At 46.3% G+C, this 17,589-nt stretch carries 14 protein-coding genes and 1 other annotated feature; of the genes, 8 read left to right on the top strand and 6 right to left on the bottom strand.

From position 1 onward, the window contains the following. Window positions 1–33 precede the first annotated feature (33 nt). Window positions 34–1,164, top strand: a complete 1,131-nt coding sequence (locus FFM77_RS00495; RefSeq protein ID WP_137633788.1) for a GGDEF domain-containing protein — start codon at window positions 34–36, stop codon at window positions 1,162–1,164. 37 nt (window positions 1,165–1,201) lie between these two features. Here FFM77_RS00495 and FFM77_RS00490 read toward each other — a convergent pair whose 3' ends face one another. Then, window positions 1,202–1,618 (bottom strand): Lrp/AsnC family transcriptional regulator, encoded by a 417-nt coding sequence (locus tag FFM77_RS00490; RefSeq protein ID WP_137633787.1) that lies wholly within the window; start codon window positions 1,616–1,618, stop codon window positions 1,202–1,204. Between the two features lie 203 nt (window positions 1,619–1,821). Between FFM77_RS00490 and FFM77_RS00485 the strand changes: the two genes are divergently transcribed. The 4 genes from FFM77_RS00485 (at window position 1,822) to FFM77_RS00470 (ending at window position 6,660) form a co-directional block, all read left to right on the top strand. Continuing rightward, window positions 1,822–3,348, top strand: a complete 1,527-nt coding sequence (locus tag FFM77_RS00485; RefSeq protein ID WP_137633786.1) for an ABC transporter permease/substrate-binding protein — start codon at window positions 1,822–1,824, stop codon at window positions 3,346–3,348. A 1-nt stretch (window position 3,349) separates the two neighbouring features. Then, window positions 3,350–4,318 (top strand): ABC transporter ATP-binding protein, encoded by a 969-nt coding sequence (locus FFM77_RS00480; protein ID WP_137633785.1) that lies wholly within the window; start codon window positions 3,350–3,352, stop codon window positions 4,316–4,318. 288 nt (window positions 4,319–4,606) lie between these two features. Then, window positions 4,607–5,938, top strand: coding sequence for a dihydrolipoyl dehydrogenase family protein (locus tag FFM77_RS00475; RefSeq protein WP_137633784.1), 1,332 nt, complete (start codon window positions 4,607–4,609; stop codon window positions 5,936–5,938). Window positions 5,939–6,174: 236 nt separating this feature from the next. Continuing rightward, window positions 6,175–6,660, top strand: a complete 486-nt coding sequence (locus FFM77_RS00470) for a type III toxin-antitoxin system ToxN/AbiQ family toxin (protein WP_137633783.1) — start codon at window positions 6,175–6,177, stop codon at window positions 6,658–6,660. Window positions 6,661–6,777: 117 nt separating this feature from the next. Here the strand turns inward: FFM77_RS00470 and FFM77_RS00465 are convergent, their stop codons facing one another. The 4 genes from FFM77_RS00465 to FFM77_RS00450 all read right to left on the bottom strand — a co-directional run bounded on the left by FFM77_RS00465 (window position 6,778) and on the right by FFM77_RS00450 (window position 10,318). Continuing rightward, the gene (locus FFM77_RS00465) at window positions 6,778–7,392 is read right to left on the bottom strand and encodes a sugar O-acetyltransferase (RefSeq protein ID WP_137633782.1); all 615 of its coding nucleotides are present in this window, start codon (window positions 7,390–7,392) and stop codon (window positions 6,778–6,780) included. Then, window positions 7,379–8,548 (bottom strand): MFS transporter, encoded by a 1,170-nt coding sequence (locus FFM77_RS00460; protein WP_137633781.1) that lies wholly within the window; start codon window positions 8,546–8,548, stop codon window positions 7,379–7,381. Before FFM77_RS00460 ends, FFM77_RS00465 begins: the two co-directional genes overlap by 14 nt. Beyond that, the gene (locus FFM77_RS00455; protein ID WP_137633780.1) at window positions 8,545–9,342 is read right to left on the bottom strand and encodes a Cof-type HAD-IIB family hydrolase; all 798 of its coding nucleotides are present in this window, start codon (window positions 9,340–9,342) and stop codon (window positions 8,545–8,547) included. Before FFM77_RS00455 ends, FFM77_RS00460 begins: the two co-directional genes overlap by 4 nt. A gap of 94 nt (window positions 9,343–9,436) precedes the next feature. Beyond that, a complete protein-coding gene (locus FFM77_RS00450) occupies window positions 9,437–10,318 on the bottom strand; it encodes an AraC family transcriptional regulator (RefSeq protein ID WP_223876735.1) in 882 nt (293 codons plus the stop codon). A gap of 286 nt (window positions 10,319–10,604) precedes the next feature. Further along, window positions 10,605–10,916: a binding site (T-box leader), on the top strand. Between the two features lie 157 nt (window positions 10,917–11,073). Between FFM77_RS00450 and brnQ the strand changes: the two genes are divergently transcribed. Continuing rightward, entirely contained in the window at window positions 11,074–12,450 is a 1,377-nt protein-coding gene (gene brnQ, locus FFM77_RS00445; protein WP_137633778.1) for a branched-chain amino acid transport system II carrier protein, read from the top strand. Window positions 12,451–12,492: 42 nt separating this feature from the next. Beyond that, window positions 12,493–13,668 (top strand): cation:proton antiporter, encoded by a 1,176-nt coding sequence (locus FFM77_RS00440; protein WP_137633777.1) that lies wholly within the window; start codon window positions 12,493–12,495, stop codon window positions 13,666–13,668. Window positions 13,669–14,117: 449 nt separating this feature from the next. On the opposite strand, the gene helD is transcribed toward FFM77_RS00440, so the two are convergent. Further along, window positions 14,118–16,427: an RNA polymerase recycling motor HelD gene (helD, locus tag FFM77_RS00435; protein ID WP_137633776.1), complete on the bottom strand. Its 2,310-nt coding sequence runs from the start codon at window positions 16,425–16,427 to the stop codon at window positions 14,118–14,120. Between the two features lie 172 nt (window positions 16,428–16,599). On the opposite strand from helD, the gene FFM77_RS00430 reads away from it, so the two are divergent. Then, a complete protein-coding gene (locus FFM77_RS00430) occupies window positions 16,600–17,376 on the top strand; it encodes a carbon-nitrogen family hydrolase (protein WP_137633775.1) in 777 nt (258 codons plus the stop codon). Window positions 17,377–17,589: the final 213 nt, after the last annotated feature.

Genomic DNA, 17,589 nt, shown 5'->3' with positions numbered 1-17,589 from the left:
CTGTCCTAACCAATTTAAGAGGGAGGTGATGTGATGACCTGGACGAACTGGCACGTGGCACCATTTACGACCAGTGTTTTCTTTGTTTTAGGGGTCTTAACATTGTACTGGGCGAGTGTGGGGTGGCTGAAGCGCTGGGTGCATGGGCACCACTGGGAGATTACGGATCGCACGATCGAAACTTGGTATGGTGTGCTCTACATGGTCGTTTTCACGTTTAGCTTGCAAACCCTCGTGATTGGTCAGACTTATGATTGGCAGTTTATGAACTTCCAATTGATTGCGATTATCTTTTGCGGTTACTTCTTGAGTGATCGGGTAGCTGGTATTTGGTTATTCCCCACCGTGGTTATTTTTATGATCTATAATCATTCAATGACGTCTTGGTTATCTTGGTGGCATACGGTGACGTTATGTCTCCTGTTCTGGGGGCTGAATATTGCTTATCGCAAGTGGCATACGTCTCGCTTAGCCCCGGTTATCTATCTCACCATTATCATCCCATTTGGTTGGTTGTTGTGGTATTGGATGAAGTTAAAGTATCAGTTGAGTTGGAAGATGCTGACCCTGCAGTGGTTGTATCTGGTCGTTTTTGCCATCTTGCTGTATAGCTATGTGATTATGCTGACCCATGATAGTGAACTGAAGCAACGGTTAAAACGGTTTGCCAGTCATGATTCATTGACCAAGGCGGAAAATTACGCGTCGTATGTTGATGTGGGGACGTGTTGGTTCGAGAAGAGCAAAAATACGGATCAGCCATTAACGATGATGATGTTTGATATTGATCATTTTAAGCAGATCAATGATACGCATGGACATCTGGCAGGGGATGAAGTCTTACAGCAAGTCGTGACGACCGTTCAAACAGTGCTTGATGAAAATGATCCGCGAATTCAACTTTTTCGAACCGGGGGCGAGGAGTTTAATCTCTTGTTCCCCGATTATCACTTGGCCGCCACGCAGCCGATTGTGGCGCAGATCTTCAATGCAGTTAACCACCTACGAGTTGTCGCAGATGGGCAGCCGATTGAACCAACGATTTCAGTTGGCGTGTCCGAGTTACGGGCTGTAGATCAGGAATTACTTGATTTTTATAATCGCGTTGATCGTAATTTATATCATTCGAAGCGTCATGGTCGGATGCAGATTACGAGCGCTTAAAAAAACGTTACCTAAACTAGGTAGCGTCTTTTTTAGCTTAAAAAGCTTCGGCCACGATATCAATCACGCGGTAAGTTGCGACGACACTCAGTTGTTGTAAGAAATCGTCCAAATCAGCGGCGGTGAAGAATGCGGCTTCAATCAAGGCATTCATCTCACCGGTCGTTCGATAGTGGTGGCGAATCGTGTTGCGATAACGTTTGATCAATGCTAGGTAGGCCTTTTTCTGGTTAGCTTTGAGGCCGGCTTGAATGAAGACTTGGCGTTGGAAGCCCATTTCAGCGAGATTGGCTTCAATGGTATATTTGCGAATGACACCGGTAGCCTCAAGCCGTTCCACCCGGGAGGCCACGGCCGGGGGTGTTAGGTGAACTTCCTTTGCTAAATGGTTGAGTTTAATGCGGCAATTACGGTTTAAAATTTTTAAGATCTCAATATCAGTTGGATCGAGCATGCGGGAACACCTTCGTTTTTAAAGTTTTGGACGGAAAATCCTTTCTTTTTAATCTTAACAGTTTTTCGGCAAACTGATAGGCTAGGTATATCGAACTTTTAAAGTTACAAGTGAGCCGAAAATCAAAACGCTTTTTACTGCGGTTTTGGGCGGCATTATGCTACGATTAGACACATTAGAAAGCAGACTTCGGGGAGGAAATTATGCAAACCTTGATACAGACATTTATGGAGCGGCGCGGGGATTTATTGACGGCGCTTTGGCAACATCTAGGCATCTCACTTGCTGCGCTAGTCATTGCGATGGTGATTGCGATTCCATTGGCAATCTGGGCCGTTCGTCGACCTAAGATGGCCGAGTTTTTGTTACAGGTAACCAGCGTGCTTCAGACGATCCCATCGTTAGCCTTATTGGGGTTATTGATTCCATTAGTCGGCATTGGGACGGTTCCGGCAGTGATTGCCTTAGTTATCTATGCGCTACTACCTATCTTTCAAAATACTTACTTAGGGATCAACGAGATCGATGAGTCGATTGAAGAAGCGGCCAATGCGTTTGGCATGTCGCGGATGCGGAAATTATTTAAAGTCGAACTGCCGATTGCGATGCCACAAATCATCGCCGGGATTCGGACGGCGGTTGTCTTGATTATCGGGACCGCCACCTTAGCCGCTTTAATTGGTGCTGGGGGCTTAGGGACCTTTATTATGCTCGGAATTGACCGGAACAATACGTCGCTTTTATTAATTGGGGCAATTTCGTCGGCGTTACTAGCGATTGCGTTGAGCGCGTTGATTCGCTGGTTCCAAACGGCGAAACCCAAGCGTGCGCTAACCGTGTTTGCCTTAATTGTGGTCTTACTTGGCGGGGGCGGTGCGTATAGTGTGTTTGCCAACCGAACGGAAACCATTACGATTGCCGGGAAGCTAGGTTCTGAACCAGAAATTCTCATTAATATGTATAAAGATCTGATTGAAGCTAATAATGATCATGTAAAAGTGGCGTTAAAGCCTAACTTTGGGAAGACGACGTTTTTATTTAGTGCTTTGAAACATGATCAAATTGACATCTATCCTGAATTTACGGGCTCAGTGCTAGAGACCTTAGTTAAGGGCAGCCATCCGAAAGGCTTGACCGCTGAAAAGACGTATCAATTGGCGAAGACCCGGTTAGCGTCTCAAGACCAGATGCGATTATTGCAACCAATGGCTTACAACAATACGTACGCCTTGGCAGTAACGAAGAAGTTTAAAAAAGCGCACAACTTAAAGACGATTAGTGATCTGACGCAAGTTGAATCGTTGTTGAATCCCGGGATGACGTTAGAATTTATTGACCGTGATGACGGCTTGAAAGGTTTGAAGCAGGCGTATGGCTTAAATGTGACTGCCAAGTCGATGGAACCAGCCTTACGGTACACGGCGATCAGTAAAGGCCGGATCAACTTGGTCGATGCGTATTCAACCGATAGTGAGTTGCGGCAATATAACTTGGCCATCTTAAAGGATGATAAGCATTTCTTCCCAACTTACCAAGGGGCACCGTTAATGAAGACCAGCTTTGCGAACAAACATCCGCAAGTGGTCAAGGCGTTGAATAAGTTGGCTGGCAAGATCTCAGAAACGGATATGCAAGAAATGAACTATGAAGTTAACGTACAGAATAAGTCGGCGGCGACGGTTGCCCATCATTATTTGGTGCAACATGGCTTATTAGAAGGAGGACACTAAGATGACCAGTGCAATTGAGTTTCAGCATGTTAAGAAAGACTTTAACGGTCACAATGTGATTCCTGACTTGAACTTAACCGTGTCGCAAGGGGAGCTATTCGTGCTGGTTGGGACTTCTGGTAGCGGCAAGACGACCTCATTGAAAATGATTAATCGCTTGGAGCCGTTGACGGACGGGAAAATCCTAGTTAATGGCACCGATGCAACGACAGTGCCTATCCGCGAGTTACGGTGGGATATGGGCTACGTCTTGCAACAAATCGCGTTGTTTCCGACGATGACCGTGGCGCAAAACATTGCGGTGATTCCCGAAATGAAAGGAACACCAAAAAAAGAAATCAGTACAACGATTGATGAATTACTGACTGAAGTCGGTTTAGATCCTGCCGAATATCGCGATCGGATGCCCGATGAACTATCTGGTGGTGAGCAGCAACGGATCGGTATCTTACGGGCACTTGCCTCACAACCAGCAACGGTCTTAATGGATGAACCATTCAGTGCGTTAGACCCAATCTCACGGCAACAGTTACAAGATTTGGTCTTACGGTTGCATCAACGTTTCGGCAATACGATTGTCTTTGTCACCCATGATATGAATGAAGCGTTAAAATTAGGTGACCGAATCGGCGTGATGCGTCATGGTGAATTGCTCCAAGTCGATACGCCAAGTGAAATTGCCCAGCATCCCGTCAATGATTTCGTTCGCGAATTCTTTGGTGCCAGTCGTGCGAAGAAAGTCTACGATATCTATGTCGGTCGAGTGGGCTTGGAACAAGGTTATTTAAAAGTCAAACCGAATGTTGCTGCCGGTCGGATTCAAGCGATTGACGGGCAAGCGACCTTACGCACCGCGTTTGAAGCGTTGACGACGCATGATTATTTGGCCGTGACGGAAGATCAGCAAGTACGGGGATATTTGGATCGGCAGACCGTGATGGGGTATTTGAGTACGCATGAACCAGATTAGAGTGTGAAGGCCAACGGGTTGCGCTTGAGCATTGCCTAGCTAAGACAATGATGCGGTGAACTTCCGCATGGTTGGCTTAGCGTAGCAAGCGGAGGGCGCAGTTGGACTGAGCACGTTTCAAAAAAGAGTGTGAGTGAGGGCGGGTTGAGGTTGAGCATTGCCTAGCTAGTCAATGATGCGGTGAACTTCCGCATGCTTGACTGGCGTAGCAAGCGGAATCCTCAGCCCGAGCGAACACGTTTCAGCAAGTTTAGCAAAAACAAAATCTCAAGCAAAGGAGTTCCAAAAATGACCAAACAAGTTGACGTTATCGTTATCGGCGGTGGCCCAGCCGGTACCGCCATGGCAAGTGGTCTAAAAGCTCAAGGTAAATCAGTATTGATTGTCGAAAATGACTTATGGGGTGGGACTTGTCCTAACCGTGGTTGTGACCCAAAAAAGATTTTACTCAGTGCCGTTGAAGCCCGCCGCCATGCCCAGAATTTAGCTGGTCATGGGTTGACTGGGGTCCCAACGATTGATTGGCCAGCTTTGATGGCAACCAAGCGCGGGTATACGGATCAGATCCCGAGTGGCACGTTGAACGGTTTAAAGGCCCAAAAGATTGATACCTTGCATGGGCAAGCGTATTTTCGGGCTGATGGCGAGTTGACCGTAGATGGTGAGGTCGTCAATGCGACTGACTATGTGATTGCGACCGGTCAACGGCCAAGTATCTTACCAATCACCGGTCACGAGTATTTTGCCACTAGTACGGACTTTCTTGATTTAGACACGATGCCTAGCCGGGTCACATTTGTTGGTGGTGGCTATGTTGGGTTTGAATTAGCAACGATTGCACGTTCAGCGGGTGCTGAAGTTCATTTGATTCATCATAATCAGCGGCCATTGAAGGCCTTTGACCCGGCCCTTGTTAAGGCGTTGATGCAAAATTTAACGCAACAAGGAGTCACCTTTGATTTAGATGTGGACTTAAACAAAATTATGCAACAAGCAGATGGTCTACACTTAACAGATGATCACGGTTTTGATCTCACAACTGACTTAGTGGTTTGTTCCGCTGGGCGGGTGCCAAATGCGGATCATTTAGGTTTGGAGAATGTCGGGGTCAGCTACAATCGACACGGCGTACAAGTCAACGATCATTTACAGACCGCTAATCCACATATTTATGCGATCGGGGATGTGAGCGATACGCCGGTACCAAAATTAACCCCGCTGGCAGGTTATGAAGCGCGCTATTTAGTCGGTGAGTTAACACAAGCTGGTGCACCAATCAGCTATCCGGTTGTTCCGACTGAGGTGTACGCTGAACCTAAGCTAGCACAAGTTGGCATGACTGCGGATCAAGCAGCAAAGTCCAATCAATACCAAGTCAATGAGTTGGATATGACCCACTGGTTTACGTACTATCGGCTACAAACGCCGCAAGCTTTAGCGAAGGTAATTGTGGATCAACAGTCCGGACTCGTGCTCGGTGCCAGCTTCCTGAGTGAGATTGCCGATGAACTGATTAATTACGTGGCTTTGTTGATCGATAAACAAGTCACGTTAGCTGAATTGCAGAAGTTAGTTTTGGCCTATCCAACGCCGGCTAGTGATTTGCAGTATTTGTATTAGTGAATATAAATAACTCGTGTTTCACGGTCATCATTGTGTACAATTAATATGGTGCAAGTCCATTTACTTCTTTCGAGAATGTTGTATAATTTGTATAGAATAGAAGTCCAGTATTTGGTGATTCTCTACCGTAAGTGAGACTTTTAAAATTGGTGATTCTCTACCGTAAGTGAGAACCTTAGTATGAAGGGGGGCTGCATGGCGGCCCTTTTTTTTTCTAAATTTTTGGAGGACAGATGAATCTTTATTATGTAAATAGTGATTATATTTCGTATTTGAGAAGGTTTAATCGTCGAGTTTTATGGAATAAGAGTCATCGACCATATGTTGGAATTGTTTTTAAGTTTAATGAATTTACGTACTTTGCACCATTGGAAACTGCCAAGTCTGGTAAACATGTAAATAAACGAATTGCTGTTCAAGTTTGGGGTAGTTCTCAATCAGATACAGCACCACTAAGCTTTTTATTGCTTAATGATATGATTCCTATCAACGAGGCTAATTATACTTTGGTAGATATGGAGGTTGAAAAGGAACGCAATGTATTAAAATATCAATTGATGCTTAATGAAATTAACTATATTCGACCTCGTGAGGCACAAATTACAAGGCAGGCTTCAAAGGTCTATCAGTTGAAAAATAAGAAAAATATCGATTTCTTCAACAGAATGTGCTTGGATTTTAAACTGCTTGAAGAAAAATCATTATTATTTGATCGATAAGTAAGTTTTAGCCGATACCAGCTAGTGATTTGCAATAGTTGTATTAAATGAAAAAAATTATCTCGATATAAAAATGGAGACGCTGATTCAAATACAGGGTCTCCATTTTTTTGTACACTATTTTAATAATTTCGGATCAATTTGCCGATCCTTAAAGTAATATTGCCGGTCATGGTCACTGACTTGGCGCATCACCTGACAAGGATTGCCAACTGCAACGACATGATCTGGCAAATTCTTAGTAACAATGCTGCCAGCGCCGACTACGACATTATCACCAATGGTCACACCTGGTAAAACGATGACGCCAGTGCCTAGCCAGCAGTTGCGGCCGATATGCACTGGCCTATTATACTGATAATTTTGTTCCCGTAATTCTGGTAGAATCGGGTGCCCAGCGGTTGCCAACGTCACATTCGGGCCAATCATCGTATGATCACCGATATAGATATGGGTGTCATCGACTAGTGTCAGGTTGAAGTTGGCGTAAATGTTGGCACCAAAATGGACGTGATGACCGCCAAAGTTGGCGTGAAATGGCGGCTCAATGTAACAATGTGGACCGATTTCAGCGAACAGTTGGGATAGAATAGCTTGTTGTTTTTCGGGTTCGGTGACACGGGTTTGGTTGTAATCATATAAGCGATTCAGCAATTGTTTTTGCTGGATTTCGATTGTGGGATCATCTGGTAGATAGAGGTCCCCCGTGTGCATTTTTTCAAGATTCGACATGGTTAGTGGGTCCTTTCTGCATGTGGTATGCCCACACGCCGGTCAGTAATGTAATCAAGGTTAAACAGCCGGCAATCCAAGCTAGAACGTTGGTTGTTAGAGTTTGCGGGCCAAAATTACCGAGCCAATTCCACACGAGGGGCGCGAAAAAGGCACTGATAATGGTCGCAATCGTCAGGCGACTACTCATGGTATCAATTTGATTACCAGTCAAACTGGCCTGACTGCTAAAGACTAAGTAAGGACCAGTGTATGAGTAGATAAAGTTAAAGAAAATGGCGGCGATGATGCCTAAAGCCGCATTGGTCGTTTGCCATAGGACCAGAACCGCCACTGCTGCGCCCGCATAGCCGAGCGTTAAGGTGTAGCGATGCAAGTGCTGGTGGAGTTTGCCAAATGACAACCCGGCAATGAGACCACCTAAGTTCATCGCGGCTAAAGTGAGATTCAAGACACTGGTATTACCAAAGTGGCGTTCGGTAAATAGCGTTGGTAATTTTAACTGAACGCCCCAAATCAGCATGTAAGTGACAAAAGTCAGTACTAATAGAGTCCATCTAGAAGCTGGTAAGGATTCAGCTTGGTTAGTGGTCGAGGCAGTCGGTCGAAAATCCGGCAATGCTTTGACTGCTAGCAGCGCCAAAACGGCTAAAATCAGGTACAGTAAGAAGACGGCACGCCAACTTAAAATGACTAACCAGCCGGCTAAGACGAGTAAAATCGCATTGCCTAACGCTGACAGGCCGGTCTGATAGCCCAGCAGCCGGGCCCGCAGCTCACCGTGGTAGACGTGTGCAATCAGACCAATCGCGTGTGGTGAGAATAGGCCAATCCCGAGTCCCAGCACGATTCGACTGGCCATCAGTACGGCAAAATTAGTGACGAGTATGGGGAGGGTTCCGGCCACGGCGCTCACTAGCAAGCCGCTAATCACCAGCTGCCGACTGCCGAAACGGCGGGTCAGCCAAGGGTTGAGCAACAAGGTGACCAACGCACTTAGATTCGCACTCGTGACGAGCCATTCGATCAACGTTGGCGCGATTTGTGGAAATTCAGCGGTTAGTTGCGGAATGATCCCGGTAATCACCGTGGTGACGGCACTGACGAATGACAGACTTAAAATGCTCGCGGTGGTTAATTGACTGGGCGTCTTCATTGCGGATTAACCAGTAAATCACTAATAAAGTTTAAGACGCCTTGGCTTTCATTATCGGTCGTCTGGTCATCAGCGACGGCTTTGACGGGCGCTTGGGCATTTTGCATCGCCACCCCGAGACCGACTTTCTGCAGCATTTCTAAGTCATTACCGCCATCGCCAAAGGCGCACATCTCATTGAGACCGATACCCAAAACGTTACCTAATTCTTGTAGTCCCGCCGCTTTATGGGTGCCAATCTGGATGACATCAATGTCACCGTGACCACTGCTAGTCGGGACGGCGAGGCCTAGCAAAGCCGTTCGTAATTGTGCAACAATCGCATCGGTTTCGGCAACTGGGCAAGTGATGGCGAATTTGAGGATTTGATCATCAATGTCGGTAAAGTGGTCGACACTTGCTAGTTCTGGATAGTAGCGATTTACATCTGCCATGTGGACCGGGTCTTCCGTAGTGAGAACATAGGCGCGTCGGACGCCGCAAACGGTGATCTGCAAATGCGGTATCGCTTGAAGTTTCGGTAAAATGGCTGCGACAGCGATAGGGTCAAAGGCATGCACCGCGTAAATCTGCTTAAGGTCACGAATATAAGCGCCATTTTCAGCGACGTAAATCGTATCCGGATATTGCTTAAAAAATGATTTTAATTGGTAGTATTGATTGCCACTGGCCACGACCCAGCGAATCCCTTGTTGCTGCAGTTGTGCGTGTAAAGTGGCGAAGCGGTCTTCGTCATAAGTCATATTGTGTCGTAAAAATGTCCCGTCCATATCAGTTGCAATTAGTTTAATCATGAGGGAAAACTCCTTTTATTTTTAAAATAAAAACGCTCGGTTTCAAGTAACCGAACGTAGTTTAGCATGCTGAAATTTTGAATAGGGGTCATTTTTAAAGGCAATTGGTATCAATTTGATGATAGCGCTGGTAGGCTTGACGATAATCGGTTGGCGTCAGTCCTTTCCAAGCTTTAAAATTGCGGTTGAGTGTCTTAGCGGAAGTGAACCCGCAATGGACGGCAATGTAATCAACTTTCATATCCGTTGATAGTAGTAAACGCCGGGCATTCATTAAGCGAACCAGCCGTAAGTAGCGATTAACGGATAGTTGTAAATTGGTCTTGAATTGTTGGTTCAAGGTCGTTAGTGAAACGTGGTATTGTTCAGCTAAAGTCGTGCCGCTAATCGGTTCAGCATAGTGGTCATTAATGGTCGTCATAACGGTATCGGTTAGTGATTGATTGGGACTCGTTGTCGTGTCGTCTTTCAAAATGACGAAATGTTGATCTAGTTCAATTAATAGCTGAAAGAAGTGACTCAACACTTGTAAGCGAACGGTGTCGGTAACAGGGTGCTGGAGCAAGTCATGGATGGTCAATAATTGTTGCTGGATCACGGTATAGCTAGTAGGGTGCGTTGTCTTAGCCGTGGTCAAGCCTAAAGTTAGTTGCCAATTGGCACTAGCTGGCAGTTGCGTCAACAAGTAATCATCATCGATAATCAGCCCGAATTCATCCCAGTCAGCGTCTGGGCTACCAGTAGCGCTATGGACGCTGCGGCGATTCGTCGCCCAGATGTCGCCCGGTTGGTACTGTTGTGTCTGTCCGTCCGTGACAAAGGTTAAGGTGTCACCGGCGAGCAAGTAGTTGAGTTCAATACCTTGATGCCAATGCGGGGCGACATTAATGGTCGTTAGCGGGTCGTGTTCATAATATTTAAAAGGGAGTCGTGGCATAGACTGGACGGCTTCATGTTGAATTTGCAATGGTGTCACCTCAATATAGAAATCTGACAGGATCTAGTTGGATTAAATCGCCAATCCTGGTGGGTCTGTCGTTAATGACTGGGTTGCTATAAATGAACGATCAGTCGATATTTTTAACTAGCACTAAATGTCGTACTATAGGTATTGTAACCGCTTTTTGATTGGTCGGTCAAAACAAATTTCAATGGTAAGCATCAATCTGGTTGGAAGAACAGTTAAAAATGAACTTAGCACCAGATGTTGACAAAACATTAAAATGAGTTTATGATTGCAAATATTAAAAATAAATGAGAAAACAATTGTGATGATCAGGAAAGTAATAACTGGGATCAAGTCTAGGGAGCTGACGGGTAGTGGAAGTCAGTCTTGAGCCAGTCATGAAAGTAACCTGTGAACTGCCGATGCGAGCGTCAGTAAGTGTCGGCTGGGGACACCCATTATCGTGTGAACGTATCGTAGTCTGTGAGGCGCGACGGGTTGCTTCTAAGTAAGTGGAAGAAGTAGTCGAGCCGAACACATTTCAACCCCTACTGTACGCGATCAAAGCTGCCGGACACACAAATGTCCAGCACAAACAAAGGTGGTACCGCGCGCAAGCGCCCTTTGAAAATCCTAGTGATTTTCAAAGGGCGCTTTTTTTCGTTTGATGATGAAGGAGGACGAGTGCATGTTTCAAACAACAAGTTATGGTGGTCTTAGTCGAGTGCCAAGCAATGACGAATTAGCTGTCGTTACTACAGTCAACACACGAGGAGTCTTTGCTTATGTCCAATCAAAAATTAACATTCAAACATTATCTCATTATCGGTTCAATGTTGTTCGGCATGTTCTTTGGTGCCGGTAATCTTATCTTTCCGATTCATTTAGGTCAATTGGCCGGTAGTCATTGGTTAACGGCTGGTTGGGGCTTCTTATTGACCGGGACACTCTTACCGTTACTCGGCATTATTGCGATTAGTATTACCCGCAGTACCGGTATTTATGATCTTGCCCGGCCAATTGGCAAACATTACGCCACAGCATTTATGATGCTAACTTGCGCCACCCTTGGCCCGTTGTTTGCAACACCACGGACGGCCACAACGCCGTTTCAGATTGGGATTGCTAGTCATATCAGTACCAGTCAAGCCCCGTTTTACTTGTTCATTTATTCATTGATTTTCTTCAGTATCACCTATTGGGCTTCCCGGAAACCAACGGGAATTGTGGACATGATCGGCAAGTTGCTCAATCCGGCCTTTTTGATTCTGCTAGCGGTTATCTTTGGGATGGCGTTTACGCATCCTTTAGGTATTGCGAAAATGACCGCTACGACGACGGCTTATCAGCAACATGCTTTTCTGAATGGCTTCTTACAAGGGTATAATACGATGGATGCCTTAGCTGCTTTACTATTCGGGATTGCCGTTGTCACGGTTATTCGTGGGTTAGGACAGCATAACCCAACGGCGATTGCGAAAACGGCTGCTAAATCTAGTTTGTTGAGCATTTCGCTAGAAGCACTGATCTATCTCGGCTTAATCTGGCTTGGCGCGACATCGTTAACCCACTTTAAGTTGTCAGTCGATGGCGGGATTGCCTTTTCACAAATTGCCAAGGCGTTCTTCGGCGTTCCTGGGGAGATTATGTTAGCGATTATGGCTACGTTAACTTGTTTAACGACGGCGGTTGGCTTGGCATCGTCATTTTCAGAAGCGTTACATGTGAAATTCCCAAAGATTTCCTATCGAACTTGGAATCGGCTTTCTTGTGGCGCCTCGTTCTTAATTGCCAATATTGGTTTGGATCAGATTATCGCTTGGTCAACGCCAATGCTCATGTTCTTGTATCCTTTAGCGATTACGTTGATCGTCTTATCGATTCTGTCACCGCTATTTCATCGTAATACGGGTGTCTATCGTTGGACGACTGGGTTTACTTTGATACCAGCATTATTCGATGCGCTGGGTTCGGCTCCCGCAATCGTGACGCGACAAGGTTGGGCGCAACACTTATTAGCTTGGGATGCGAAAACTTTACCGATGGCGAAGTTGGGTATGGACTGGGTGGTCCCAGCGTTGATTGGATTAGCGATTGGCCTGGGTGGCTACCTGATTCAACGGACCTTGGCAGCGCGCAGTTACAAAACGAATCAAGATTAAGGTGTATCATGAACTTACGACATATTTAAAGGATGGATGGCAGTGAGCTTTTTAGGAACTTTGTGTTTATTATTAGTTGCGACGACCTTAGCGGGACACTTTGCCCATCGTGCCGGGATTCCGGCCGTGATTGGGGAAATTTTGGTGGGCGTTTTGCTGGGACCGGCGATTTTAAATTGGGTCCAGCTCAATACCCTCGTCCAAACGTTTTCGGACATCGGGGTGATTGTCCTGATGTTTATTGGTGGCTTGGAAAGTAATCTGACGTTGCTAAAGAAGTATTTGCGGCCAGCTATTATTGTGGCCGTCATCGGTGTGATTTTTCCAGTCGTAATTATGGGGGTCACGAGTCGGTTATTTCACTTTACGTGGTTTGAGTCATTGTTTATCGGCGTGATCTTTTCGGCCACGTCAGTCTCTATTTCCGTCGAAGTGTTAAAAGAGTTCAAGGCACTGGATACTAAAGAGGGCGCGACGATTCTCGGTGCAGCCGTCGCGGATGATATTATTGGGGTCATTTTGTTAAGTCTGATGATTTCGATGATGGGTGACTCTGGTAGTGGGACGCAATCTAATATCGGTATCGTCTTATTGGAACAAGTCGCGTTTTTTGTGGGCGTCTTCTTATTAGTGAAGTGGGTTGCACCGTATTTGATGCAACTGAGTGACCATCTTTTGATGGCAGCCAGTCCCACGATTATAGCGATTATCATTTGTTTGGCAATGGCTTGGGTTGCGGATTTAGTCGGCCTGAGTGGTGCGATTGGCGCATTCTTCGCCGGGGTCGCGGTTGCTCAAACTGACTATCAGCACCAAGTCGATATCAGTGTGGAACCGGTCGGCTATACGATGTTTATTCCGTTGTTTTTCGCCAGCGTTGGGTTGAATATGACGTTTGACGGTTTCTGGGCAGCACTACCATTCATTGCGGTGATGACGGTCTTGGGTGTCCTAACGAAATTAGTCGGTTGTGGCCTGGGCGCTCGCTTGAACGGTTTTAGTGGGTCGAGTAATTATCTGGTCGGTGCGGGGATGATTTCTCGTGGTGAAATGGCATTGATCACGGCTCAAATTGGATTCTCTGCGCATTTATTATCCGGCGATTATTATTCAGACGTTATTTTAGTCATTATTCTGGTCACCATCATTGCACCATTTGTCCTAAAAGACGCCATTAACCGGGCACCAAAGTTAGTGGTTAGCGATAAGTCGGCGTAAACTAGTTTAGGTTGCCGCTACGGTTGGTCTGGACTGACGCTGGAACGTGGTGGCCGCGTTTGAAAGCCTGAGAAGCGGTCTTTCAAGCCGGGCTTTGACTAGAACTGGGAAAAATCCCCCAGCTCAAGTCAAACGACACCACTGAGCGTCATCCAGCCCGCCCTACGCTGAATGATCGGATTAATATGGTTGACGACTAACTTGAAAGTAAGACTTTTTAACGCCGGGCGGACTAGAATTGGCTCAGTGGTGTCGTTTATCTTAGTCGGTGGTTTTCCGACTTAGATAAAGCCCGGCTTTTGAGACTGCTCTGTGGCTCAAAAACGTGGCCACCACGTTCCAGCCAATTCTAGGCCAACCAGAGTGGCAATTTGCATCAATCAAAACTTAACTTATTAAAAAAACATCTTCGGCTAAATTAGCTGAAGATGTTTTTTAGTGCCCGGTAGTTAGACGCGGACTTGATGTTCAATGGTAAATAACGTGGGATCAAGATGTACGATTAATGGTGAGACATCACCAACGCTGAGTAGCGTTAGGTGGTGCATTGCCCGTGACGCAATCGTATAGAGTAAGCCAACTGAATTCGCATCTGGGTAGTTCTGAGCGGAAATGTCATAGGCAATGACGGCATCGAATTCTAACCCTTTAGCTAAGTAAATCGGCAAGACAATGACGCCCTGTGGCATCGTCCGGTCACTATCCGCCATCAATGTCGCCACGGTATGATGTTTCAAGAATTGGTAGACTTTCTTGCTATCTGCCATATTCCGTGTCAAAACAGCGACCGTGTGGGTGTGTTCAAGCTGCTGATGAACTTCCGTCAGTAAACCTTGTAAGGCACTATCTTCATCGTAACGAATCATCACTTTCGGTAAGGCGCCCTCTCGTGTAAAGGCTTGAATCTGGTCGCCATCTGGTAAAAGCGCTTTAGCGAAATTCGTGATTTGTAAGGTCGACCGATAACTCTTATTCAACGTAATTAAATTAGCCCGCCGTACCTGAAAGGCATCGCGTAAACGTTCTAGTAACTGTTTAGGTTGTTCGATTCCTTTGAATAGGGCTTGCTCACTGTCACCTAGTAGGGTGAACTTGGCAAGTGGAAAGGCGTGCTTAATGTAAAGCAATTGCGCTAACGAGTAATCTTGCATCTCATCGACGAATAGGTATTGCATGCGTCGATTTTGTCCGCTACCGGTTAAAATATCGCGTAATAATAAGAGCGGCGCGCAGTCAATTAAGTCAATCCGGTGGTATTCAATTCCGGCACGGAAGGCTTTGATTCGTGCGTTCCAATCGGTTTCGGTAACCGCGGCTGGACAGTCGACTTGAGCTAAGAAATCATTGTATTGTTCATAAGTATCTAAGAAATAGCCGTTATAAATGGCATCATAAACTTGGCGCAAGCGCTTGGTTACGATTTGCTTACCAATATAGAAGACTTCATCATCCAACGATTGAAAGGCGCCACGGCGTTTGTCACCAAGTAAGTCGTGATAGGCTTCATCCGATAATTGGTCGATCTGTTCGTTGACCCAATCAGCTTGAGCTTCATGATCGATGCGGTGTTTAAGTCGTTTGATCAACGTGTTCTTGATAGCTAAGAACCGGTCAGCTGGTTGCATGGCAGTGGGTAAGCTAGTGGCAATCGCTGTGATTTCTGCGCGGGTGAAGAAGACATCGCCGTTGAAGACGATGTTAGTGAACCGCAGCTTGTCAGCCGGTAACTGGTGACAATAGGCGTCAACTTGGGCCATAAAGGCGGCCCCTTCTTGAAAGTCACGAATCGCCGCACTGGTCGCTGGGGCTTGTTGGTCACTTTCGTAGCGTTCAAAGAGACTTTGGACGGTTAGGCCTTGAAAACGGGCACTGAGGAATTCCGCTAACGTCACTTGGCGCATATTACGTTCCCCTAAACTCGGCAAGACCTCCGAAATATAGTGGCTGAATAGCCGGTTAGGTGAGAATAACACCATCTGGTCAGCTTCGAGTGAAGCGCGTGAATGGTATAACAGAAAGGCGATCCGCTGTAAGATCGCGGAGGTCTTTCCAGACCCGGCGACGCCTTGGACGACTAATAGGTCACTGTAAGTATCACGAATGATATCATTTTGTTCTTTTTGAATCGTGGCCACGATGTTTTGCATATAGGCATCGTTTTGTTCTCCGAGAACGGATTGCAGAATCTCATCACCAACGGTCTCGTTCGTATCGAACATGTTGTTGATCTGACCATGATCAATCTGGAATTGGCGTTTCTTCAATAGCTCGGTTGTTTGTTCGCCAGCGGGTGCTTGGTAGGCGACTTTGCCGAGCGTCCCATTATAGTAAACGGAAGAAATTGGGGCGCGCCAGTCGTAGACGAGAAAGTTTTGATGTTCATCGACAAACGAAGCGGTCCCGATGTAGAGGCGTTCGGGATCATCTGCGGGGTCATCTTGGATGTCAATGCGGCCAAAGTAAGGTGAGTTGCTGAGGTCTTTTAAAACACCAACTTGTCGATTTAAGATGGCTTCAGATTCGACAGCTCGTTCGACCATTTGTTTTTGTTGTTGCAGTTCGGCGTTGGTTTCAATCCGGTCATCAACTTCAAAGGTATTGACGGAGTTGTTGTCACCGTAGTTTTTTTGAATGATGTCGGTATCATGGTGGGCCTTAGCCACCAAACGGTCGGTCTCTTTAGCGCGAGCCTTGATCTGTTTAACGACCGTATCTACTCGGCGCTGTTCTTGTTGTTGTTCTTGATCTGGTGTTGTCATTGGCAGCCAGCCTCCCGTTTAAATTCTCGTGTAAATAGCTTGAACAATTCTAGGCGGATTTAGGAGCGCTGTCAATCAAAGCGCCTGCATTTTAACGAATGAATGTGCTTGCAACTAATGCCACTTTATTCTAAGATTATTTTAATAATTCTAATAAAAAACGGGTGACGAGATGCAAGTAGCGTTAGCACAAATTGATATTAAGTTCGGTGATCCAGATGAGAATTATCGTCGCGTTGCGGCCGCAATCAAACAGGCCGCTGTTCAGCAGGCGGATGTGGTCGTTTTGCCAGAAATGTGGAATACCGGCTATGCCTTAACAGCGCTTGACCAATTGGCAGATTTCAATGGCGTTCGGACGCAAACGGTTCTAACTGATTTGGCACGGCAATACCAGATTAATATCGTAGGTGGTTCGGTGGCGGTGGCCCGCAACGGTCACTACTATAATGAAATGTTAGTTGTTAATCGGCAAGGGAAATTACTGAGTCGCTACGATAAAGTCCATCGTTTCGGATTGATGCGTGAAGACCGCTATATTACAGCTGGTCGGACTGAGAATCGATTTGTACTCGATGAGGTGCCAGCGATGGGCGTCATCTGTTATGACATCCGTTTCCCCGAATGGTTACGCAAGCAAGCTGCCCAGGGACCACAAGTAATTTTTGTCTCAGCCGAGTGGCCAACCGTGCGCCTGCCACAATGGCGGCTCCTGTTGCAAGCACGGGCCATTGAAAATCAGGCCTACGTTGTGGCAGTTAATCGCGTCGGTAGTGATCCTGATAATGACTTTGGCGGTCAATCATTAGTGATTGATCCGCTGGGGCAAGTGGTCGCCGAAACGCAGGATCAACCAACTGTGGTGACCGCGACAATAGACTTGCAGCAGGTGGCTGCCGTTCGGGGGAGTATGCCAGTCTTTGCGGATCGGCGGACTGAGTTGTATTAGCATTTAGGATAAAATTGATTTGTTGCTAGTTGGCTTAAATTGCCACTCTGGTTGGCCCAGAATCGGCTGGAACGTGGTGGCCGCGTTTGCGAGCCACAGACCGGTCTCACAAGCCGGGCTTTATCTAAGTCGGAAAATCACCGACTAAGATAAACGACACCACTGAGCCAATTCTGGACCGCTCGGCGTTAACTAACGGAAATTAAAAAATTA

The sequence above is a fragment of the Lactiplantibacillus songbeiensis genome, assembly GCF_005405125.1.
Lineage (GTDB): Bacteria > Bacillota > Bacilli > Lactobacillales > Lactobacillaceae > Lactiplantibacillus > Lactiplantibacillus songbeiensis.
The sequence above is the reverse complement of the archived record's forward strand: the minus strand, read 5'-3'. Positions and strand labels throughout refer to the sequence as shown.